18 protein-coding genes are annotated in these 22,532 nt (G+C 44.8%); 6 read left to right on the top strand and 12 right to left on the bottom strand.

Annotated features, from left to right (window positions below; genetic code table 11):
• Positions 1-42 precede the first annotated feature (42 nt).
• The 5 genes from JUB15_RS00685 to JUB15_RS00705 form a co-directional block, all read right to left on the bottom strand.
• Positions 43-2,940, bottom strand: coding sequence for a DEAD/DEAH box helicase (locus JUB15_RS00685; protein ID WP_207510316.1), 2,898 nt, complete (start codon positions 2,938-2,940; stop codon positions 43-45).
• 43 nt (positions 2,941-2,983) lie between these two features.
• Positions 2,984-3,457 carry a ribonuclease HI gene (rnhA, locus tag JUB15_RS00690; protein WP_207510317.1) on the bottom strand — a complete coding sequence of 158 codons (474 nt, stop codon included), beginning with the start codon at positions 3,455-3,457 and terminating at the stop codon, positions 2,984-2,986.
• A gap of 36 nt (positions 3,458-3,493) precedes the next feature.
• Positions 3,494-5,122: an acyl-CoA carboxylase subunit beta gene (locus JUB15_RS00695; protein ID WP_207510318.1), complete on the bottom strand. Its 1,629-nt coding sequence runs from the start codon at positions 5,120-5,122 to the stop codon at positions 3,494-3,496.
• 107 nt (positions 5,123-5,229) lie between these two features.
• Positions 5,230-5,895 carry a catechol O-methyltransferase gene (locus JUB15_RS00700; RefSeq protein WP_207510319.1) on the bottom strand — a complete coding sequence of 222 codons (666 nt, stop codon included), beginning with the start codon at positions 5,893-5,895 and terminating at the stop codon, positions 5,230-5,232.
• Entirely contained in the window at positions 5,892-6,524 is a 633-nt protein-coding gene (locus JUB15_RS00705; protein ID WP_207510320.1) for a hypothetical protein, read from the bottom strand. The genes JUB15_RS00700 and JUB15_RS00705 overlap by 4 nt, the downstream gene beginning before the upstream one ends.
• A 180-nt stretch (positions 6,525-6,704) precedes the next feature.
• Here JUB15_RS00705 and JUB15_RS00710 point away from each other — a divergent pair, with 180 nt between their 5' ends.
• Complete coding sequence (locus JUB15_RS00710; protein WP_207510321.1) at positions 6,705-7,784, top strand: DUF3810 domain-containing protein; 1,080 nt, start codon at positions 6,705-6,707, stop codon at positions 7,782-7,784.
• A gap of 171 nt (positions 7,785-7,955) precedes the next feature.
• Here the strand turns inward: JUB15_RS00710 and dcd are convergent, their stop codons facing one another.
• Positions 7,956-8,492, bottom strand: a complete 537-nt coding sequence (gene dcd / locus JUB15_RS00715; RefSeq protein WP_207510322.1) for a dCTP deaminase — start codon at positions 8,490-8,492, stop codon at positions 7,956-7,958.
• A gap of 88 nt (positions 8,493-8,580) precedes the next feature.
• Between dcd and JUB15_RS00720 the strand changes: the two genes are divergently transcribed.
• Positions 8,581-9,225, top strand: a complete 645-nt coding sequence (locus JUB15_RS00720) for a 4'-phosphopantetheinyl transferase family protein (RefSeq protein ID WP_207510323.1) — start codon at positions 8,581-8,583, stop codon at positions 9,223-9,225.
• 105 nt (positions 9,226-9,330) lie between these two features.
• Here JUB15_RS00720 and JUB15_RS00725 read toward each other — a convergent pair whose 3' ends face one another.
• On the bottom strand, positions 9,331-10,584 hold the full coding sequence (locus JUB15_RS00725) for a DUF2130 domain-containing protein (protein ID WP_207510324.1): 1,254 nt from the start codon (positions 10,582-10,584) through the stop codon (positions 9,331-9,333).
• Between the two features lie 628 nt (positions 10,585-11,212).
• Between JUB15_RS00725 and JUB15_RS00730 the strand changes: the two genes are divergently transcribed.
• The 3 genes from JUB15_RS00730 to JUB15_RS00740 all read left to right on the top strand — a co-directional run bounded on the left by JUB15_RS00730 (position 11,213) and on the right by JUB15_RS00740 (position 17,291).
• Positions 11,213-12,496 (top strand): FecR family protein, encoded by a 1,284-nt coding sequence (locus JUB15_RS00730; RefSeq protein WP_207510325.1) that lies wholly within the window; start codon positions 11,213-11,215, stop codon positions 12,494-12,496.
• Positions 12,497-12,628: 132 nt separating this feature from the next.
• Positions 12,629-15,898, top strand: coding sequence for a SusC/RagA family TonB-linked outer membrane protein (locus JUB15_RS00735; RefSeq protein ID WP_207510326.1), 3,270 nt, complete (start codon positions 12,629-12,631; stop codon positions 15,896-15,898).
• Positions 15,899-15,908: 10 nt separating this feature from the next.
• A complete protein-coding gene (locus tag JUB15_RS00740; RefSeq protein ID WP_207510327.1) occupies positions 15,909-17,291 on the top strand; it encodes a RagB/SusD family nutrient uptake outer membrane protein in 1,383 nt (460 codons plus the stop codon).
• Positions 17,292-17,403: 112 nt separating this feature from the next.
• Here the strand turns inward: JUB15_RS00740 and JUB15_RS00745 are convergent, their stop codons facing one another.
• Positions 17,404-17,727, bottom strand: coding sequence for a hypothetical protein (locus JUB15_RS00745; protein WP_207510328.1), 324 nt, complete (start codon positions 17,725-17,727; stop codon positions 17,404-17,406).
• A gap of 1,088 nt (positions 17,728-18,815) precedes the next feature.
• On the opposite strand from JUB15_RS00745, the gene JUB15_RS00750 reads away from it, so the two are divergent.
• The gene (locus tag JUB15_RS00750) at positions 18,816-19,385 is read left to right on the top strand and encodes an RNA polymerase sigma factor (protein WP_207510329.1); all 570 of its coding nucleotides are present in this window, start codon (positions 18,816-18,818) and stop codon (positions 19,383-19,385) included.
• 28 nt (positions 19,386-19,413) lie between these two features.
• Here JUB15_RS00750 and JUB15_RS00755 read toward each other — a convergent pair whose 3' ends face one another.
• Genes JUB15_RS00755 through allE form a run of 4 tightly spaced genes read right to left on the bottom strand, consistent with a single transcriptional unit; the run spans position 19,414 to position 22,531 of the window.
• A complete protein-coding gene (locus JUB15_RS00755; protein WP_207510330.1) occupies positions 19,414-20,850 on the bottom strand; it encodes a DUF6986 family protein in 1,437 nt (478 codons plus the stop codon).
• A 52-nt stretch (positions 20,851-20,902) separates the two neighbouring features.
• Positions 20,903-21,241: a hydroxyisourate hydrolase gene (uraH, locus tag JUB15_RS00760; protein ID WP_207510331.1), complete on the bottom strand. Its 339-nt coding sequence runs from the start codon at positions 21,239-21,241 to the stop codon at positions 20,903-20,905.
• 11 nt (positions 21,242-21,252) lie between these two features.
• Positions 21,253-21,774: a 2-oxo-4-hydroxy-4-carboxy-5-ureidoimidazoline decarboxylase gene (gene uraD / locus JUB15_RS00765; RefSeq protein ID WP_242696151.1), complete on the bottom strand. Its 522-nt coding sequence runs from the start codon at positions 21,772-21,774 to the stop codon at positions 21,253-21,255.
• Between the two features lie 10 nt (positions 21,775-21,784).
• Positions 21,785-22,531 carry a (S)-ureidoglycine aminohydrolase gene (gene allE / locus JUB15_RS00770; RefSeq protein WP_207510332.1) on the bottom strand — a complete coding sequence of 249 codons (747 nt, stop codon included), beginning with the start codon at positions 22,529-22,531 and terminating at the stop codon, positions 21,785-21,787.
• Position 22,532: the final 1 nt, after the last annotated feature.

A 22,532-nucleotide genomic window follows, 5' to 3' on the forward strand; every position in this document is an offset into this window, starting at 1 on the left:
CTACTTCATCATCCTGTGACCTGTGTCGTGATGCTTAGAAACTCACTTGTTCAGCAACGAAAGCAGCTCTGATTTGGTAATAGCGCTCAATATTGAATTTTCAGTTTTGATCAGTTTATCAGACAACTCTTTCTTGGTGTTTTGCAGCTTCACTATTTTCTCTTCTACCGTATCTGGAGTAATTAACCGAACAGCCATTACATGTTTTTGCTGACCGATGCGGTAGCTGCGGTCAATGGCCTGGTTTTCTACAGCAGGGTTCCACCAGGGATCAACGATATACACATAGTCGGCTTCCGTTAAATTCAATCCCGTGCCACCTGCTTTTAAACTAATGAGAAATACCCTCACCGAAGCTTCCTGCTGAAAATTGCGTACGGCCGATTCCCTGTTCTTCGTGTGGCCGGCCAGGTATTCGAAAGGGATGTTCCTCGCCTCCAGTTCTTTTTGAATGAGCGCAAGCATACTTACAAACTGTGAAAAGATGAGGATTTTATGCTGTCTGCTTTTGCTTTCAATTTGTTCAAGCAGGATCTCGATTTTTGCAGAACCATCGCCCTGCAGCTTTTCGTCTTGCAGTAACCGGGGTGAGTTACAGATCTGCCGTAAGCGGGTAAGTCCGCGCAATACATGCATAGCGTTTTTCGGCAGATCTTCGGTGTCAAGACCCGAGAGATAATCGCGCAACTCCTTTTCACAGGCATCGTATACGGCCCGTTGTTCTTCGCCCATGGGGCAATAAACGATCATCTCTGTTTTTTCAGGTAATTCAGTAGCTACTTGTTTTTTGGTTCTTCTTAAAATAAAGGGGGCAACTTTATGTTGCAATTCAACTGCCCGCCGTTTTTCCTTAAACGTGTCGATGGGTGTAGAGTATATACTTTTAAAATGTTGTTTGCTGCCTAATAACCCGGGACAGGCGAATGACAGCTGTGCATACAGGTCAAATGTGTTGTTTTCGATCGGCGTGCCGGTAATAGCTATTTTGTTCCTCGATCTCAATAACCGTGCGGCCTGGTAACGCTGCGATTCAATGTTTTTGATGTTTTGTGATTCGTCGAGAAAGATATAGTTGAACATATAGTTCTTTAGGAATGTAATATCGGAGATCAGCGTGCCATAAGTGGTTAGGATAATTTCATATTGATCGAAGCCATCGGTGTTTTTTTGTCTGTCAGCGTTGTATAGAGTCAGTACTTTTATTGAGGGCGCAAATTTGCTCACTTCTTCCTTCCAGTTGAACAGCAGTGATGTAGGCACAACCAGCAGATTGGTGTTTTGTTTTACCCTGGTTCTTTGTAATAGAATAAATGCAATGATCTGCACTGATTTTCCTAAACCCATGTCATCGGCCAGGATGCCGCCAAAATTATGTTCGTCAATAAAATTCAACCAGTTTAAACCTTTACGCTGATAATGCCGTAAGGAACCATGCAAGCCCTCGGGAACAGCCACCTCTTTTACCGAGGATATATTAGCAATCTTTGCCGTGTACAGATCCAGTTCTTCCTGTACGCCTTCATCAAGCATATCCGCATCGTACAACTCCTTTACGCCAGAAAAATTTATTTTAGGGGTGACGAGTGTTTTGTCGATAATGTCGCCTGCAGCGAAATAAGCCGACAGCTTTTCGATCCATGCTGACGGCAGAATGCCCAGGGTTCCATCGCCCAGTTGCACAAATTTGTTTTTATTGCGAACCGCATGCTGTAACTGTGTAAGGGTGGCTACCTGTTTGCCAAAAGCGGCTTTTATTTCTGTATTGAACCAGTTGAGCCCGCTGGTTACATGAATAGCTATTTTGGCCCGGTGGCTGTTTAGTTTGTTGCCCTTTATTTTGTTGAACCCAAAAATGGTGATGCCTTCATTTTCCCAGGCTTCAAAAGCATTGAAGAACCATTCTTCCTGTAAGAAACGATCTTTATGCAGGTAGAAATAGCGCAAATCATTATCCAGCTGTTCAAGGAAATCAGGATGTTGTTGTATTAGTAAGGCTATGAGCCGGCTTTCGGCTGCTTCATCCCGGTACATGATCTGTACTTTGCCTTCGGCATCGGTATAATATAATTGTCTTTTTGTACGAACAGGAATTTCAACGTTGCCGTATTTTATTACGGGATCGATCATTACATAATTTCCCAGTTCACTCAGGTAGATCAGTTTTTCAACAGGCTGTTCCCCGCCGGATGGCAGCGTTTGTTCGGCGGTCGGGGAGGCTGCGTTCGAATAAAAGATCTGGATATGATCAGCGAGCGGCGTTAATATGGTTTGCTGGAAGCTTTTGAATTTCGATTCATGGATGCGAATGAGGCCGTTGGTTTGTTTAAAGAAGCGCACCACGTTCAGGAAGTGGAAATTACCGATGGCATGCAGTGTATCCCTGTTCTGAAAGAAATAATCGTATTTCACCTGCAGATCGTTCCATTCAAATGGTTTACCATCGACGGTTACCTGCAGCGTTATTTCATAGAAAGCTTCTTTCCTGTTTACCCATAATGACAGCTCCCTTACCACGCTGCCCATATTTACCGGCTCAATGGAACCGGCGACAACTTTTTCCGAGAATACGGGATTATGGTAATAAAAGGGAAGTTGTAATGGATTCTTAATGATCGCTTTTAACGCGTTTATATCGGTGGAAGACCGCGTTCCGGTAGGATTGTTTTGAAACCGGGTGATGGCCGAAAAGAATTTCGCCTCATTGATATTTTCCGTTTTCAGCATTAGGTCTAACGGATTAACGAGGGTCAATGGATTTTTAATTTTTCCCGCCTGGGTAGTTTCTGCCTGGTATAACTCGATGTTTAATAGTTTATGGTATTTATACAGCTTGAGTACGATAAACAATTGGGTGTTGTTGTCAGCGAAGTTTACCGCCAGGAAAGGTTCTTCTTTCGGCAATAACTGCTGAAAATCGCTCATGAATGCTGATGTAGCCATAGGAGGTTAGCTCCGGAATTTTTGTTGTTTCACGTTTTCCTTTTCACGAATTTTCAAATCCCACATCATCCAACAAATTGCCGCCATCGGCTGCAGCGGTGGCTAATTGATCGCAGCGATTGTTAAATGGATTATCGGCATGGCCTTTCACCCATACAAACCGGATCTGGTGTTTTTGCATCAATTTATAGAAGCGGGTCCACAGGTCTTTATTCTTTTTGCCCCCTTTGAAATCGGTGGCGATCCAGTTCTTCAGCCAGCCTTCCATCACCGCTTTTACCACATACTGACTATCGGAATAAATGGTGATCTTCAATCCCTCCCGGTTCAGGGCTTCCAGCGCGGCGATCACCGCCATCAATTCCATCCGGTTATTGGTAGTGCGGCGGTAACCGGCTGATAGTTCCTTGCGGCTGCTGCCCCATTGTAATATGGCGCCATAACCGCCAGGGCCTGGATTTCCACGGGACGCGCCATCAGTATAAATTACCAGTTCTTTATTTGCAGAAGTTGCCAAATTGAATACAAATTAGTGATTTGGACCGGCAAGATACTATACCTGAATGACTCCCGTATTAAAAGCTGGTATATCCGGATTGTGATTGGCGGCCGCCAGGCTTTCCGAGATAATTTGCCTTGTTTGCGCCGGATCAATAATGGCATCTACCCATAACCGGGCAGCGGCATAATAAGGGGTGGTTTGTTTTTCGTACCGGCCCTTGATGTCGTTCAACAGCTTTTGTTCTTCTTCGGGGGAAACAGTGCTGCCTTTGGCTTTCATGGCGCTTACCTGTATCTGTAACAGGGTTTTGGCAGCCTGTTCGCCGCCCATTACGGCGATCTTTGCACTGGGCCAGGCATAGATGAATCGTGGGTCATAGGCCTTACCACACATGGCATAATTTCCTGCGCCATAAGAATTGCCTACAATGACCGTGATCTTTGGCACTACCGAATTGGCTACTGCATTCACCATTTTGGCACCATCTTTTATGATACCCGCATGTTCACTTCGCGAACCCACCATAAAACCGGTTACATCCTGCAAAAATACCAGCGGAATTTTTTTCTGGTTACAGTTCATGATAAAACGCGCTGCTTTGTCGGCGCTGTCGTTGTAAATGACGCCGCCCATCTGCATTTCGCCTTTGGCGCTTTTGACCATCGTACGTTGATTGGCTACAATACCCACAGCCCATCCATCGATGCGGGCATACCCGCAGAGAATGGTTTTGCCATAATCCTGTTTGAACTGCTCAAATACCGAGTCATCGGTGAGATGCTCAATGATCTGAAGCATATCATAGGGGCGGGTAGGGTCGGCCGGAATAATGCCATAAATATCCCCGGAATTCTTTTTTGGCGGTTTGGGTTTGCTGCGATCAAAACCGGCTTTGGGCGTTTGTCCCAGTTTTGACATGATCTTCTTGACCTGGTCGAGGCATTCTTCCTCGGTCTTGAATTTATAATCAGCAATTCCACTGATGGCGTTATGTGTTACGGCGCCGCCCAATGCTTCGGCTTCAATGCTTTCGCCAATAGCTGCTTTTACAAGGTAAGGTCCGGCCAGGAAGATGGAACCATTACCTTCTACCATCAAAGTTTCATCGCTCATGATAGGCAGGTAGGCGCCACCTGCCACGCAGGCGCCCATCACTGCTGCAATTTGTGTAATGCCCATAGCGCTCATGCGCGCATTGTTCCTGAATATTCTTCCAAAATGTTCTTTATCGGGAAAGATCTCGTCCTGCATGGGTAGGAACACGCCGGCGCTGTCGACCAGATAAATGACCGGCAAATGATTTTCCATGGCGATCTCCTGCAGGCGAAGGTTCTTTTTACCAGTGATGGGAAACCACGCGCCAGCCTTTACAGTTTGATCATTGGCCAGGATGATGCATTGGCGTCCGCTCACATAACCTACGCCGGCAACTGTGCCTGCGGCCGGACAGCCCCCTTGTTCTTCATACATATCCCAACCGGCAAAAGCGCCAATTTCGACAAACGGTGTATTTGCATCGAGCAGGTAACTGATACGTTCGCGTGCTGTTAATTTGTTCTTTTCTTTCTGCCTGGCAATCGCTTTTTTACCACCACCCAGAGCTACCTGTGCAAAACGTTGCTTCATTTCGCTGAGCGCCCGCTTCATTACATCTTCGTTCTTGTTAAATTCCAAATTCATAGTTTGCTAATGTTAATGTGCTAATATGCTAATCGGCTTATGTGCTAATGCTCAAGGATCCTTATCTGCATTTCATTAGCATAATATCACATTAGCAAATTAGCTAATTATTTTACAACGGCGAGCGCCATTCCATCGTATTCTTTTACACCTACCATTTGCAGAATAGTGGCGGTGACCTGCGTGTTCGCGCCGAGCATGGCATTGAAACGTTGCGCACCGGCTACTGCTTCATTGGCCGGTGCTGCATCCAGCACCTTGCCTTCGCGGATCACATTGTCCGCAACAATTAGTGTACCGGACCTCGATAACCGAAGCGCCCATTGAAAGTAATCGGCATACGGTGGTTTATCGGCATCAATAAAGATCATATCAAACGGACCGGCTCCTTCCTGTACCAGCTCCGGCAGTATAGATAGTGCCTTGCCGGTTCTGATCTGCACCTGTGATGCCAATCCCGCCCGCTCTATGTTCTTCTGAGCCACCGCAGCATGTTTGGGGTCTGCTTCGAGTGTGATGAGCCGGCCATCTTTGGGAAGCGCCCTGGCCATCCAGATAGTGCTGTAGCCTGCCAGTGTTCCAAGTTCAAGAATGTTCCTGGCATTACATAACAAGGCCATTATTTGCAGGAATTTACCCTGGTTGGGTGATATGCTGATGGCAGGCATACCGGCTTCTTTTAACGATTGCGTAGCAGCCACCAGGGCTTCATCTTCATGGGCAAGCAGATCGCTGATATAATGATCAACAGATTCAAACAATTGATTATTCATTGTGAATTTCCGGTATTTGTTTTTATGAATTCTACCAAAGTGAATATATTGTTCTCAAGGTGGTATTGCTTTAATTTTTCCTGAATAGCCGGATAATCTGAAAAGAAAGTTAACAGTTTTTGTTTTGCCTGCTCATATTTCTTTTCCCTCATTCTGATGTAGAGCGGAAAGGCAGCGTATTCCGGATTTTCTTCCCTGGTCTTTTCGAAGATCAGATTGGGATAGGTTACAAAACCACCTTGCAGCGCATCATACCCATAATACAACACATAATAAATATTGATCTTCCCTGAATAAACTACCTGGGCAAAAGTGTGTTTTAATTTCGACATTTTGTTTAGCAAGGCATAGTCTTCTCCATACACTTCGAGGTTCGTCAGCGTCTTGAATTGCAAACTATCTGTTGAAAATCCCTGAAGATCATTAACCCCGTATCTTTCTTCCTGTTCTTCTGTTATTTTGAACCGCAGCTTTTCATTAGGGGAGGGAAACCACCTGATCAATCCCTTTTTTTGCGTAGCATCTTTTAATACGATCGTACCTGGAACGAATTGTTTGGCAAAGGGATAATTTTGAGCGCGTACAGACCAGGTAATGAATATACTCACAATAAAAATTAAACTTTTCATAGTAGTATTATTATTGTGAATATAAAGAATAATGTGATAATGTGCTAATTTGCTAATGGGCTAAGGCTAATGAATACAGGCTAAGGTGTATGCTTCTCGTGAACGTTGTGAGGCTCTGAAACTGCCCTCATTTGGGGAATTAGCACATTAGCTAATTATCACATTGGCAAAATAACATTTATGTGGAGGAAAAAAACTGCCTGGTTGATCTTATTAGGATTGGCAATAATTATTAAAATCTTTTCTTTATTCCCCAATGCTGTGGAAACCTATTATGCTACGGGGATATATCCTGTCATTTCGAAGCTCCAGCGTTTATTGTTCGGCTGGCTGCCTTTTAGCGTGGGCGATATCTTCTACGGGCTGATCATTATCTGGCTATTAAATAAAGTGTATCAGACTACGCGCAAGATCGTAAAAAAGCAAACGAATAAAAAGTACTGGCTGCATGCCCTGCTGCAAATAGCGTTTGCCGTAGTAGTGGTTTACGTCTCGTTTAATGCATTATGGGGTTTGAATTATAACCGGCGCGGGGTAGCTTACCAGTTAGACCTGAAAGTGGAGCGGTATTCAAAAGACGACCTGGTACACCTGATGCAGCAGCTGGTTGTACGGCTGAACAGCCTCGATACGGTGGCCCGGGTTAACCGGAAAATGCTGCAACGCAAGCAGAACCTGTTTAACGGCGCCACATCGGCGTATGAGCAACTGGCGCAAAAAGATGCGCATTTCACGTATTCTTTTAAATCGGTAAAACCTTCTCTATACAGTTACCTGGGCAATTATCTCGGTTATACCGGTTATTATAATCCGTTCAGCGGTGAGGCGCAGGTAAATACCACAGTACCTTTATTTGTGCAGCCATTTACCACCTGTCATGAAATAGGGCATCAGCTGGGGTATGCCAAAGAGAATGAAGCCAATTTTGCAGGGTATCTTTCCGCCAAATCATCGCAGGATCCCCTGTTCCGGTATTCGGTTTATTTTGATCTGTACAGTTATTCGAGGTATTATCTATATGCACAGGATTCAGTGGCTGCCAAACAGCTGGATGCGCAATTGCCGCCGGGCATTAAAGCAGATTATAAGGAATTAAGAGAATTCGTAAAGAAACATCGCAACCCTGTAGAGCTGATCATCGACCACCTGTACGGGCAATACCTGAAAGCCAATGAGCAGCCAGGCGGAAAGTTAAGTTACAACGAGGTGGTCGCCTGGCTGGTGGCGTACTACAAAAAGTTTGGAGCGGAAGCTATATAGGCTTGCCTAGGGGTGAAGTGATACATGGTAATGTGGTGCGGCCAATTAGCTAATTTGCTAATGTGCTAATTCTTCAAATGCCGGCCGCCCCTATAAAAGCGAAACTCAGGTGAAGCAGCCTTGTAGCCTGTATTTTTTATTAGCACATTAGCAAATTATCACATCAGCACATTAAAATTTGTTCTTCCACATCATACTTTCAACCGGTTTGTCGGGCTGACCGCTGTATTTGGCGTCTTTTTTCTGATTGTATTTTATGGCAATGTCTCCGTCCACGGGGAAATAGATCAATTGCCCGATAGGCATGCCTTTGTACACTTTCACGGGCTGTTTTACCGAGATCTCGAGGGTCCAGTTGCCGCAAAAACCCACGTCGCCCTTACCGGCGGTGGCATGAATATCGATCCCCAGCCGGCCTGTGGAAGATTTTCCCTCCAGGAAGGGCACGTGCGCATGGGTTTCGGTATATTCTTCCGTGACCCCGAGGTAAAATATGTGCGGATAAAGCACGAAACCATCGTCGGGGATCTCGAAATACTCGATTTCATTGTGTTTCTTGGCGTCCAGGATATGCTCCCGGTAGGTAGCCAGGTATTTCCCCAGGTGTACATCGTACGAATTACTGCCCAGGCATTCTCTTTTATAGGGTTCAATGCGGATGCTGCCTTTCTCAATTTCTTCCAGTATGCGTTTATCCGACAAGATCATGTGATGTGATTAGTTTATATTTGATTGTTGTTTAACAGACATTTGCTGCCCTTGAAAATTGGTGCAATGTAAAATCTAAAACGCTACTGTGGCATTGTTTTATCAACATAATATTAACGAAAATACAAAATTGGGCATCTGGCGTATAGAAGAGCCGGAAGCGTTTTACCTCGAAAAAGTACCGCTGAAAAAAGGTGTATCCCACCCTTATAAACGGTTACAGCACCTGGCGGGCCGGTTTCTGCTGCCCACTTTGTATGAGGATTTTCCGTTGGAAGAGATCCTGGTGGCCGACACCCGCAAGCCCTTTCTGGAAAGTGAGCAGTACCATTTTTCCATCTCCCATGGCGGTAATTTCGCCGCGGCCATTGTGAGCAGCAAAAGCCGGGTAGGCGTGGATATTGAACTTGTTTCTCCCCGCATCATCGCCATCTCCCATAAGTTCCTGCATCACGATGAAAAGGTGTTCCTGAATGACTGGATCCACCTGACCAAAATGCACCTGGAGCTCACCACCGTACTTTGGAGCGCCAAGGAGGCCATTTATAAATGGTATGGCCATGGCGAGCTCGATTTCAGACAGCATATGCAGCTGAACGGCGCCATCACCTTCAAGGCAGATGAAACCATTGTGCTTCCCTTTGTGTTCAAGAAACGGGAACCAGTTGCCCTCACCGTGGAGGCAAGAATATTTGACCAGCTGGCGCTGGCCTGGGTACTTACCGAGGGCTGAGTTCAATGGGCAATTGGGCAATTCGCCTTCGCCGGGCTGCGGCGAACAAGGCAGGCAATGGGCAATCGGCAAAAAACGCAATTCCCGCCGTAAACCTCGAACAACTTACTCGCTCAGCAACAACGGATCGGTATCGTCGATGAGGTCAAGTTGAATATTGTCGCTGCCGGCGATACCTTCGATGGACCCTTTGATGTGGGACGCGTTCAGCAATACTTTCTCTAATTGCTTTTCACGCATTTTCCAGAGCTTTTCCATGGCATCGCGTTCTTTCTGAATAGATTGTTTCATGGCCTGGAATCCCTCGCGGATGGCCTTCCATTGTTCGCTGAATTCGTTGCTGGTGAGATAGCCGTACAGCATTTGCATTTTATCGCCTTTATTCTCATGCGTTTTGGCGGCGCTAAATATCTTCAGGATGCCATCGCGCAGTACATGTACCAGCGCGAGCGCGTCGTTGAACGAACAGATCCAGATGCCATCGAGCTGGCCAAAACCGGGTATCTGCTCGGGGAGTGCCTGGGTTACTATAACCCCCACATCGGCCGATGTACTGCGCATATCCGCCTTCAGCTTTTCGATCCAGTTTTTATCAAAATGTTTGGTGCGTTTGCTTTCAAAAATGATCTTACCGCATTCCTGTCCAAGGTTGTTGCGGATGGTCAGGATACAGTCGGCTCCGCGTACGCCTTTGCCTACTTCGCAAACCAGGTCAAAAGGAAAAGCCGATTTCAACATTTCTTCCAAAATGAGCTCCTGTACTTCGCCCTGTAGTTGCATAGAACCCTGTTCAGCCTTGCGGCGCATTTCTTCCGCCAGTTTTTTCTGATCGTCTAATTGTTTTTCCAGCTCACGCAGGCGTAACTGGTATTCAGTTTCCCTGGCCGCTGTTTTTTGTTCTTCGAGTTTGCGAAGCTCCTCTGATAATTTCGCCCGTTCTTCCTGCAGTTTCCGTTGAACAGAAAGTTCCAGTTCGGCCTCTTTATTTTTTAATGCTTGTTCTTTTTGCAGGAATTCCAGTTCTTTTTGTCTGGCCTGCGCCAGTTTGTTTTCCTGCTCTTTGTTCGTTTGCTGTAATAAATGCAATTTGTTTTCGAAGTCGGCTGCGATGGATTTGCGCATATTCACTTCGATCGATTGTTGAAGCCGGGTAGTTTCTTCCTGCAACTTTTTTGCAAACTCAGCTTCTTTATGTTGGGCCAGTTGGATCAGTTCTTTTTCACGTTTGGCAAAGTCCTCTTCTTTCTGTTTTAAGAAAGTCTGCATCTTCTCCCTCAGTTCTTTCTTAATATCTTCAGAAACAGCGTCTTCAATGGCAAACTTGTGTCCGCATCCGGGGCATTTGATTTCTGTAGCCATGTACGAATTTTGCGCAATTTAAGGAAAAGGGGGAAAGTGAGCGGCTTACGGCTTACTGCATAACAACTAACGCATGTTTCAAAATGAAATTAGTGTGTAGAAACATGAATAGATAGCCGGAATTGCTTCCTGACCCGATGCCGGTATTGGCGCCGGCAGACGCAACTGTCTTATGTAAGCGGTGCGGAGGGTTATATACCCGAAAACCTCTACCGTAAAACACGTAACCTTTATCGGAGACATCATATTTTTTTTACCATTCAGGAATTTTCCTACTTTCGTATAAACCTGCCCCGTTCCCCGTGCAGGTCCCCAACCAATAGCGAATCAGAGATTGCCCAATATTATTTTTCCCATCAGATCAAATGCAATCGGCCTTATCCTGAACGTATTTTAAGTCATTACAGTACCGTACATATGTTTACTGAATGTTGTGGCTTATAATACCACTGGTTTAAACTTCAAGGATATTTCTGAAAGGTGGCTCTATTACTGATCAGGCAGCTCAAACATGAAGGTTGTTTCCCGATTTTACCCATGGATGTAAACAGGAGAAGATTTGTAATTAATCGCGTGGCAATAGGTTATATCTAACGGTTAATCATATTTGTGAATTAAACCCTTCGCCGTGGCTACCCATAAACATATTGCCGGGCTCATTCTCAGGCATCGTAGAAATGTATTAAATGAGCAGGAACAGCAGGAGCTGGAAGCATGGTGTAATCTTTGTGAGGAGAACCGTTTGCTTTTCGAGCGACTGAACAAACAGGATGCAGTTACCGGACATTTGCTTCATCTCTATAGTACTGCTATTGATGAAGGCGGAATGGTAAGACAGCTGTTTCCTGACCAGCGAAAAAAGCGTTTAAAAAATGTTCTTATATATACGGCTATAGTAACCGGTCTTTTATTCGTTGGCATCAGCATGTATACCGTACGGCATAAAAAGGGAGAAATAAAAATTGTATCTGTTGATTCAATTAAAAATGCGAGCAAGGATCAGGCACCCATTGAACACCGGGTCGTACTGAAGCTGGCAGATGAAAGCCTTGTATATCTCGACAGCAATGTTAACGGTCATATTGCATTGCAATACCGGTCAGTGATCAATAAACGTGGTGACCTGGTGCGGTATGAATGGTCAACCGGTAATGCGCAGCAGGAACTGGGGTATAATACGATCACGACACCAAAGACCAAAAAGTTTACGCTGGAGTTACCTGATGGCAGCAAGGTGTGGCTGAATGCTTCATCGAGTATTACGTTTCCAACTGCCTTTATACATAAGGAGCGGATCGTACAGCTCACCGGTGAAGCGTATTTCGAAGTGAATCCCCGGCCGGCTATGTTGGGCTCGGAAAGCGAAAAAAAGCCGTTTATAGTATATGCAAAGTCTCCTAATAGCAATGGAACCGGTGCCGCAGTGGAAGTAATGGGAACACATTTCAATGTAAATGCATATGGAGACGATCCTATTATAAGAACAACGTTGCTGGAGGGAAAAGTAAAAGTGAGCACTCAATTTTATCCCGTGTTTGAAACTGGCGTTGCCATGGATCCCGAACAAACGAATACGGCCCAACAGGCTGTTCAATCGGTTTTTTTAACGCCAGGGCAACAGGCGCAGGTTAACGGTGATGGACAGCTGGAACTTGTACAGTATGCAGACATCCAGGAAGTAATGGCCTGGCATAAAGATCTTTTTATTTTTAATGACCTGGATATTAAACTGATCATGCAACAGATTGCCCGGCAATATGATTATGAGTTTTTTTTCAAGGAGCCTGTTGGTGGTCATTATACATTGACCATAACACGGCAAACACCGCTCCACCAGGTATTGAGAGCGCTTGAAATGTCGGGTGGTGTTCATTTCGAATTGGATGGGCGGTTGATCAGTGTTTCAGAATAGCCAGGAAAGTGTGATTGCATGAGGTATGGGGAAGCCTGTTTTAGGGCATGGTGAAAAGAACCGGTAGGGGCTGGTTCAATGGTATTTTAATTAGTGTAATATTAGCGAAAAGCTAATCACAAAGTGTTGGAAATGAATAGAATTTTGTTAATGCTTTGTTTGGTGGCGTATTTTCCGGGGATTGCACAAACGCAAAAGATGACCATTTCGGTGGAAAATGTTCCGCTTAAGAAAGTTATTAAGTTAATTGAGGATTACGGAGAATATAAGTTTGCTTACAGGACCGAATACCTGCAACATGTTCGCCGGGTATCAGTACACGTAAAAAATGGTACTGTTCAAGAAGTAATGGAACAGGCGCTCAAAGGCCTGGAATTAGAGATGGTGATGATAGGCGATGGTGTGATTACAGTACGTCCTGATTCTTCTGCTATCCGGAAGCCAAAGCCTGCACTGTTGACCGTTGACGGCCAGATCCTCAATGAAGCGGGAGAGCCGTTAGACCAGGTGTCTATACAGGAAACCGGTTCTCACAACGGTACCACTACAAATTTTGAGGGACAATTTAAGATTGCTGTAAAGCCTAATGCGGTAGTAAGCTTCAGCAGTGTAGGGTTTGAACCTGCGCAAAGGTTAATAAAAGAGGAAACCTTCTTAATTGTTCGATTAAAGAAACATGTAATTGATCTCGATGAAACGGTTATTACCGGGTATGGAAAAACATCTAAACGGTATAACACGGGTTCTATTTATAAAGTTAACCAGTTAGACATTGCCCGCCAGCCGGTATCTGATCCGTTGGCCACCCTGCAGGGCCGTATACCGGGTTTGCTGATCACCCAAAGCAACGGTTTACCCGGCGCACCTTATAAAATACAGTTACGCGGCCAAAGCTCCATTGGAATTGTGCCCGGCGCATTACCGCCAAATGATCCGCTGTTCATAATCAATGGCGTTCCGTATGCTCCTAACAACAATCCTATTCAAGGTGTTACATCAGGGTCTGCGCTGGGAGAATTTGGAAGAAGTCCCTTATCTTTTATTAATATCGGTGATATAGATCATATTGAAGTATTAAAAGATGCCGATGCTACGGCTATTTATGGAAGCCGCGGCTCCAACGGCGTAATTCTCATCACCACCAAAAAAGGAAAACCAGGACCACAGTCATTTACTGCAAATATCAGAAGCGGTTATAGCCAGATCACCCGCTATCCTGATATGATGAATACTGCCCAGTATATACAAATGCGCCGGGAAGCATTGGCTAACGATGGGCTGTCCCTAGACAAAAGCACGGCGCCAGATTTGACGGTTTGGGATACCACCCGTTATACCGACTTTAAAAAGATGTTGATCGGCGGTACGGCCGTTTACAGCAATGCGCAATTGGCGTTATCCGGTGGATCGAACAGGTTACAATATTACGTGGGGGCGGGTTATCATCGGGAGACAACCGTTTTTCCTGCAGATCTCAGGAACGAGCGTTTGTCAGGTCATGCAAATCTTCATTACCAAAGCAAGGATTCTAATCTAAATGCTACTTTAAACGTGATCGCCACAGGTGACAAGAATAGGTCTTTAATTACTGACATTACTAACCTTGTAAACGTGGCGCCCCATTCGCCTGTGCTTTATGATTCAACAGGAAAGTTAAATTGGAGGGAAGGTGATCTTTCTTTCACTAATCCCATGTCGCTATTGCTGAAGGAATACGAGTCTAAGACCAGTAATCTGTTAGGTAATCTTGAGATCAGCTACCGGATTCTTGATAACCTGTTATTTAAAACAAGCCTTGGTTATAACCGCTTAAGAATGGAGGATATCAGTTTACAGCCGGGCAGCAGTTTTAACCCGTACACTTCCCCCAATGCTAAAGGCTTATCTTATTTTGGTAAACTAATCTATAACAGTTGGATTGCTGAACCGCAATTGGAATATAACCGGTATATCGGTATAGGTAAGATCTCCGGTTTGTTAGGGGCCACCATGCAGTTACAAACTCACTCTGTTGAAACTATTGAAGCTACCGATTTTGCCAGTGACGCGTTGTTACGTAATATACATGAAGCAGGCAGTTTAATTAATAAGGACCTTAATACAGAATACCGGTATGGTGGGGTTTTTGCCAGGCTGACTAGCATCCTGTTTGACAAATACCTGGTCAACCTTACAGGCCGTACGGATGGCAGCAGCCGGTTTGGGCCGGGTAAACAGGTGGGCAATTTCTGGTCGGCGGGTTTGGGCTGGATCTTTTCTAACGAACCCTTTATGAAGAATAAGAAGTCGGTGATCAGCTTTGGAAAGTTGCGCTCAAGTTATGGGGTTACCGGCAATGATCAAATTGGTGATTACAAATACCTCGATAAATGGCAGGATGTATCGGGGGCTTACCTGGGTAGCAGGGGTATTGATCCTGTTCAACTGGCAGATAGTAATTACAGCTGGGAAGTGAGCCGGAAGCTGGAAGCCGCCCTTGACCTGGGGTTATTCAACGACCGGTTGATGATCTCCGTGGCCTGGTACCGGAACCGCACCGGCAATCAATTGATCTCATATACTTTGCCATCACTTACCGGTTTCACCAGTTATGCGGCCAAGAATTCAAATGCACTGGTACAAAACAGCGGCTGGGAAATACAGTTGCAAACAAAGAACCGGTTCAATAAACACTGGCAGTGGAATGGTAATCTCTTATTGACGATACCGCGTAATAAACTGATTGCATTCCCTAACCTGGCAACCTCCTCTTATGCGCACAAATTAACGATCGGCCAATCACTTTCCACCTTTAATGGGTATTCCTATGCGGGCGTAAATCCTGTAACCGGATTATTTGATTTTAATGACCTGGATGGAGATGGTGAGATCAGCTTCCCGGACGATTACCGGATCGTTGGCCATTTCGATCCCGCCTGGTATGGTTCCATCCAAAGCAACTGGCAATACAAAGGCTGGCAACTGGATGTTTTTTTCGAAATAAGGAATCAAAGGGCTTACAATCACCTGTATTCTATGTACGATGGAAGTTCTCCAGGTACAATGCTGATCAATCAACCGGTACTAGCCTTAAACCGCTGGCAGGGACTTTCCGGTCATGGAATATTACAGCAATATACCACAGGCGCTCAGGAAGCTGCCAACAAGGCCACGGAAAGATTTAAGGAATCAAACGGCGTTTTTCATGACGCTTCTTATTGCCGGTTAAGGAATATTGAATTGTCCTACCGTTTCCCAGCCAAATTGCTAAAAAGAATTTCATTAAAAAATTTCCGGTTATATCTGCAGGCGCAAAACCTGTTCACCATCACCCGCTATGACGGTACCGACCCTGAAACCCGCAACATATTTACCTTACCGCCACTGCGGACCATTGCAGCGGGATTTGAACTGAATTTTTAAAAAACTGGTTATGAAACCGAATAGTTGTCCTATTAAATTTATTTGCCTTTGGGTTCTTCTAAGTTCACTAACCATTGCCAGTTGCAAAAAGCTGGTACAGGTAGACGAGCCGGATGATTCCCTGACAACTTCAACTGTTTTTTCCAACGATTCATTGGCGCAAGTTGCCGTCAATGGTCTGTATATAAAAATAATGACCAATACTAAATTTCTGTTAAATGGGGGTATGAGCTTATTTCCTGGTTTGTCGGCCGATGAACTGCTGCGCACCAGTACTATGAACAATGAAGAACAGTTTTTTCAAAATGCGATTAATCCCAATAATCTTTTGGTAAATTCAAATCTATGGAAAGCTGCGTATTCCTATATATATCATTGCAATATTTGTATGGAGGGTTTACATAAGTCAACTGGAGTAACTGCCGAAATAAGAAAGCGATTGACAGGAGAAGTCCTATTTGTACGTGCTTTATGTTATTATTACCTGGTTAATTTATATGGCGATGTACCGCTGGTATTAGGCACCAATGCGGAAGTAAATGCCATGCTTGCACGAGCTGCGTCCGACAAGGTGTATATACAGATGGAAAGCGATCTGCTGGCGGCCACGGATGCATTGGCAGGTACAAACATTAATACCAGGCCAACCCAATATGCGGCTATGGCCTTGCTGGCGAGAGTATACCTGCACATGCAATATTGGAGCAGGGCCGAGGAGATGGCAAATGCGGTCATAACTGCTGGGCAATTTACACTAGCCAACGACCTGAATGCTGTCTTTAAAACCAAGAGTCCTGAAACCATTTTTCAATGGGCGCCTGTAACTGCAAATTCAAATTCAGGGGAGGGATTTATTTTTGTGCCTTCTTCCGCCGCTGTAAGGCCAAATTATACGATTGATACCGGTCTTTTAGCCGCATTTGAAGCCAATGATCTACGGAGGCATAACTGGGTAAGAACGGTAATGATTAATGGTATCAAATATGATCATCCACACAAATACAAAGTTTTCAGATCACCCGTTGCCGAAGAATACAATGTGGTATTACGACTGGCGGAACAGTATTTGATCCGGGCAGAAGCCCGGGCCCGGCAACTGAGAACGGAAGAGGCGGTGGATGATATAAATGTTATACGTACGCGCGCAGGTCTACCAGCGATTGCTAAGAATATCAGCAATGACCAATGTTTGCAGCAGCTGCAAAAGCAAAGGCGGGTTGAATTGTTTGCCGAATGGGGACATCGCTGGTTCGATCTGAAGCGCACGCAGCAAGCTGATGCTATATTAGGCGTCGCAAAAGGCGGTCGCTGGCAAGCCCATGATCAATTATATCCTATTCCGTTTACTGAGCTGGAAAATGCGCCTAACCTGGAGCAAAATTCAGGATATTAAAAAAGACGTATCACGTTTTAGTGAATACGCGCTCGCGGTTTCCTAACTTTTAGCCGGATAGCGATGTATTAAACGAAATAATACGTGATACGCCTTTTTTTAAACTTAGCTGCTAAGGGTGAGAATAAAGTTGTTTGTCAGGATGAGATGTTATAGGCGTAGGTACGCCGAGCCCATCTATAGAACAGTTACCAGGCGCCCAGCCTTTTTCGTGTAAGGTTTTTGGATTGGCAGTGCTTTCATCAAGACCCGTAAGAGACATTTCAGCGGCAACCGTGTTTTGCCGGCCAAGCCAGGTGTTCGTGACATCAAACCAATAATAGTTCACTTGTACGGCTGCTGGTTTAGGTGATTTGAAATCTGGTTTTACGGTGGCAAGGGCTGTCAACGTAATGACAAATGCTGACAGGAACAAGGCTAATTTCGCTTGTTTCATAATGTTGGCTGCTTTTATTCTGTAAAAAGCAGTAAAAACATTGGGTGAATGAATGATGATTAAACCCGTTCGTTTAGGGGCATAAGTTTTCCTGTCCGATGGTTTACACCGGAAAAGTCAAGTGGTAGTAACGCAATTGGTTAAAGTTTTTAGGGACGGAACAATAAACGATAATAATAACTGAAAACCTACCTAATGAATAACGTGGTAATCGCAGGTAAGCAAGGACGTAAGGAAAAAAAAGGATGTAAGGATAGAACTAAGGACGCTAGGTTAGTTGTCAATTCAACAGGATAGAAGTATGTTCTTAAGGATAGATACTGTTCATCAGGATAGAAGTATGGTTAGTACTGAAGGGAGAAAAATCTTAATTCTCTTTTAATGCGGGTAAAGTTAGGAGAAAGAAAATATATTTTGTAAAAATATTTCGTCAACAGATAGCTGCTGACGGGTTGTTAAATATGGCTTGAAAAAACTTATAATGTCTACTCTCAAAATTTTCACAGGCTGGCTTAAGCTAATTGTCAACAATCATTAATTACCTAAGGGCATATCCGCCGAAGACCAATCAAAGGATCACCACCTTTCCTATAACAGCTGCAACAATTTTGATTTTATCCTATAACCAGGCAGGTGCAGTGCTTGCCGCTGAAAGCAGAACATTGGTAAATCATAACTGATTCCATTAGCAGTAATCGCGCGATACTCAAGTAGTTATCAATGCAACTATTATATCTGAAATTATTTTAAGGTTATTTAGTAAAAAGTGGCAGAATTGGTGTTTTTATTTATAGGATGTGTATTTGAAAACCATTAGTAAGAGGCGGTTCCCGGTGCTAAAAGGGGAATTTGTATCATGATGGGAATTGAGAGCAGATCTGTGCAGCAGAAATTATAGGGTAAATAGTTTTATGGTCTATAGAAACTGCCGATTTATCACATGGAAGAACGCCCGGCTGTTCTGCCATTGGGCTGCAGCCGGTTTTTAGGAAAACCTGTATCAACCTCCATATATCCGTTGTACCGAAGATGCCATGAATTAGAAAGATACCATCAATGTGTTGCGACATTTCAAAAACTACATGATCATGAGGAATACAGAAAATTTAACGAATGAGAAAAGTAAACGACTTAAACAGCAAAAGATCCCCGAATTCGAAGAAGTATTTCATTTATTCAATCCTTCACTTTGTTTTTTTGCCCGCCGGATGGTGAATGATGCTGCCATCGCTCAGGATATCGTAACCGATGTATTTGTGAAACTCTGGCAAAAACGGTCCGATTTCAAAACGGTTTATGCGGCAAAGGCGTTTTTATACATCAGCACCCGCAATGCCTGTCTTAATCATAACCATCAGGCGCAATACCAGGCTCGTGTTCGGGAAAACATCCGCCAGCAATCGAATGAGGTAGAACCTGGTGGGATGAACGAGGCGATCCATGCCGAGGTATTGCGGCAGGTATATACTATTGTAAATGATCTGCCAGAGAAATGCAAAGAAGTGATGTTGCTAAGTTATACCAAAGGCCTCGATTGCCATGAAATTGCCCGCCGCATGCGGCTTTCTGTGCATACCGTCCGCAACCAGAAGAACAGAGGGGTGCATCTGATCAAGAACCGCTTCCGCTTTTCCGAAGAATTGGTGCCTATTTTGTAATTATCCGGGTGGATAATGTTTGTCTGCTTTAGCGGCTGCCCTTTCTTCTGCCTTCCAGAATGCGGTAAAACGACCGGCTGCGGATTTCATCAATGCTAAGGCCTGTAGCGGTAGCTTCTTCTTCAGTGATCGCTCCACAATTCATGGCCTTTAAAAAGAAATTAAGTAAGCCCTGACCAGTGGCTGCATCGTCGAATATGTCTTTGGTAAGCGTAGAGACAGCAGCCCTTTCTACAAAGGTTTTTAACCGGAACACGGCATCATCGTAACTGTTTAAAAAGAAATTGTAGGTGGCCGCATAACGCATCGGCAGTTGGGCTGGGTTAAGATCCCACCCCTGGTAGAAACCATTGATGAGGGAATGCATGGTATGCTGAAATCCGGTACGCCAGGCCTGGTGTACCGACTCCCTGTTCTCAGTCATTTGTTCATAACTAAGTTGGTCTGCCCGATGCGGACCAATGGGCATCACATTGGTCGCTCCATCTGACAGAAAGATGCCCGTACCTGCCAGCGCTACTTTCGTCATATGATGGGCAAAATCACACACGGGGTGCGCCATGGTCTGGTATTTCGCTGTAATGCCACAGGATGCCGTATAATCGTAAGTGCCAAAATGCGCAGCTATACATCTTCCTTCGCTGGCCTTTATAATGCGTAGCAAGGGGTTGCGCCCTTCTTCATCCATAATGATCTGCGTGGCTTCAACCATTGTTTCCATCTTCAACGAACCCGGCGCTAATTGATGCGCTTTTTCAAAGAGTTCAAACAGGCGCACGAGGGTCACTACCTGCTCAGGAATGGTTACCTTGGGTAACATAACCACGAAGTTCTCTGGCAAAATGCCATTGGTATTATCAAGCAGGGTAGAAAGAAAGAGGTCCAGGGTACGTACACCGCGTTGTTTCAGGTCTTCAGTAAATGGTTTTATGCGGATGCCTATAAAAGGAGAAATGGTCTTATTCTTCATGCCGGTGGCCAGCTCAAGGGCCGCGTGCACAGCGGTAGCATCCTCTTCCTCATCGGGCCGGTTACCAAAGCCGTCTTCGAAATCTATCCGGAAATCCTCAACTGCTTCCTTTTGCAGTTTTTGAACGATCTTGTTGTATATGGTGTAAGCAAGCCATGCTGGTTCCTGCTTTCGCAACGCTTCCGGCATGTCGTGTAGCTTTTTAGTTAGCGCTTCAATGTCGTTTTGTCGCCGTGGCAAATAATCATAGCCGGTTAATTGCAACACATTCGCCAGCACTACAAAATTGGGTGCATAGGTCTGCAGGTTCTTTAGGGCAATGTCACCCATTTTCACACATGTATCGGCCTTGAACAGGTTGGCGCCTCCATATACTGTATGCACAGGTTGGCGGTCCGGCTTATCACCGGGATAGGTTTGCTGGAATTTAAGATTAGCTATTTGCAATTGCGCCAACAGGTCTGATTTGTCTTTTTCCGGTATGGAAAATTTCATATTTATTCTTTATACAATGAATACAATGATAGGTGCCGGACTGGTCAGGATATCAAGAACCCCGGTAGGTCGAGTAACCAAACGGATTTAATAACAGCGGCACATGGTAATGCGAACTATCAGTAATTGAAAAGGCAACTTCCACATAGGGATAGAAGGAGGGGATCAGCAGCTGTTTATAATAATCGCCTGTTTCAAATTTCAATTTGTATTGCCCGCCCGGTAACAGCTCGTCCTTCGGCAACCAGTCATTGATCCTGCCATCGTTGTTCGTAAATCCGCGCACGATCTCTTTCCAGTCGGTAGTTTGCCATTGGTATAAAACGATCTGCACACCGGCAGCAGGTTTGCCCTGGGTAGTATCCAGAATATGCGTGGTTAACTGGCTCATGGTAGTAGCTGTTAAAGTTCGTTAATGCCAAACAATTTTTCCAATCTAAGTTTGGTGATTTTAAGTTGTTCTTCCATGGCAATTTGTATTTCAACTTCCGGGCTGTTGTATAAGCGCTGGTTAAGTATCTGCAACATTTCATCGGCTGATTTACCTGTAGCGCAAACGATAAAAATGTAGCCAAACCGTTTTTCATATGCTTCATTACCTGCTGCCAGTTGTTGAATTGTTTCTTCAGAAGCCTGCTTAACAGATGCCTGCTCGCTTTCTGCCCAGGCTGTTGCAGTAGCCTGTTTTTCCTTCAGGGAATTGATGTCTCCGATCTTTGGATGCTGGGCAAATGCTTCCCGCCAATCTGATTCGTGGCAGGCATACCATTGTTCTTCGGCTATTTCCAACAGGTCAACCAGGTCTTCAGCTGGCAACGCTGGCAGCATTTTGTTCACCCAGGTGGTACTTCCACAACAGTTATACAGCAGTGCTTTTTTTTCTTCTACATCGAGGTGATCGAATTCGGCAATTGTCATTGTCATAGATTTTCGTTTATACTACAGTGGGAAATCGATTCACATTCTTGTAATAAATATATACAGCCGGTTCCTTGCCCATAGCGGTGAACCATTGCTGGCAGTAGGGCGCCATCCAGATCGCGTCTCCTTTTTTGACAGGATACCATTGATTATCCAGCATATACACCCCCTGCCCCTGTAAGTACAGCAAACCATGTTCCATGATATGGGTCTCTACAAAAGGTAAATGTCCGCCCGGATCATAAGTGAAGATATTCACCGCCATATCAAACGACAGGTTATCCGGTAATAATACCTGTAATCGCAGGGCGGGATCATTAAGGTAGCTGGGAGCCGGTACTTTGGAAGCATCACCGAAAAGCGCTGGTGGCAACGTGGCTTCCTGCAATGGCTCATATATTTTATGGAAGGTGAGGATCTTTGTGCCTGGTGATACTTCATCAAACACATATTCTTTCTGAACAGGTACATATACAAAATGGCCACTGGCTAATGCTTTCGATTCACCGCTCACCGTTGCCCTGCACTGACCTTCTATGACGTAAAAAAAGATCTGCGATTCCAGCGTACTTCCTGCCAGGCTTCCGTCTTTTTGCATAGTTACCAATGTCTGGCAAAGCCGGGCGCCCATTTGTTCATTGATGATCACATTGATAGTACAGTTCGTCCAGCCCGGCACATTACTGTTCACATAGCCATCCGGACTGATCACTGCATGATTACTTTTTACGACCGATCTTGTTAGCGCTGATATTTCCATA

Source organism: Longitalea luteola, from assembly GCF_017356035.1.
GTDB lineage: Bacteria > Bacteroidota > Bacteroidia > Chitinophagales > Chitinophagaceae > Niastella > Niastella luteola.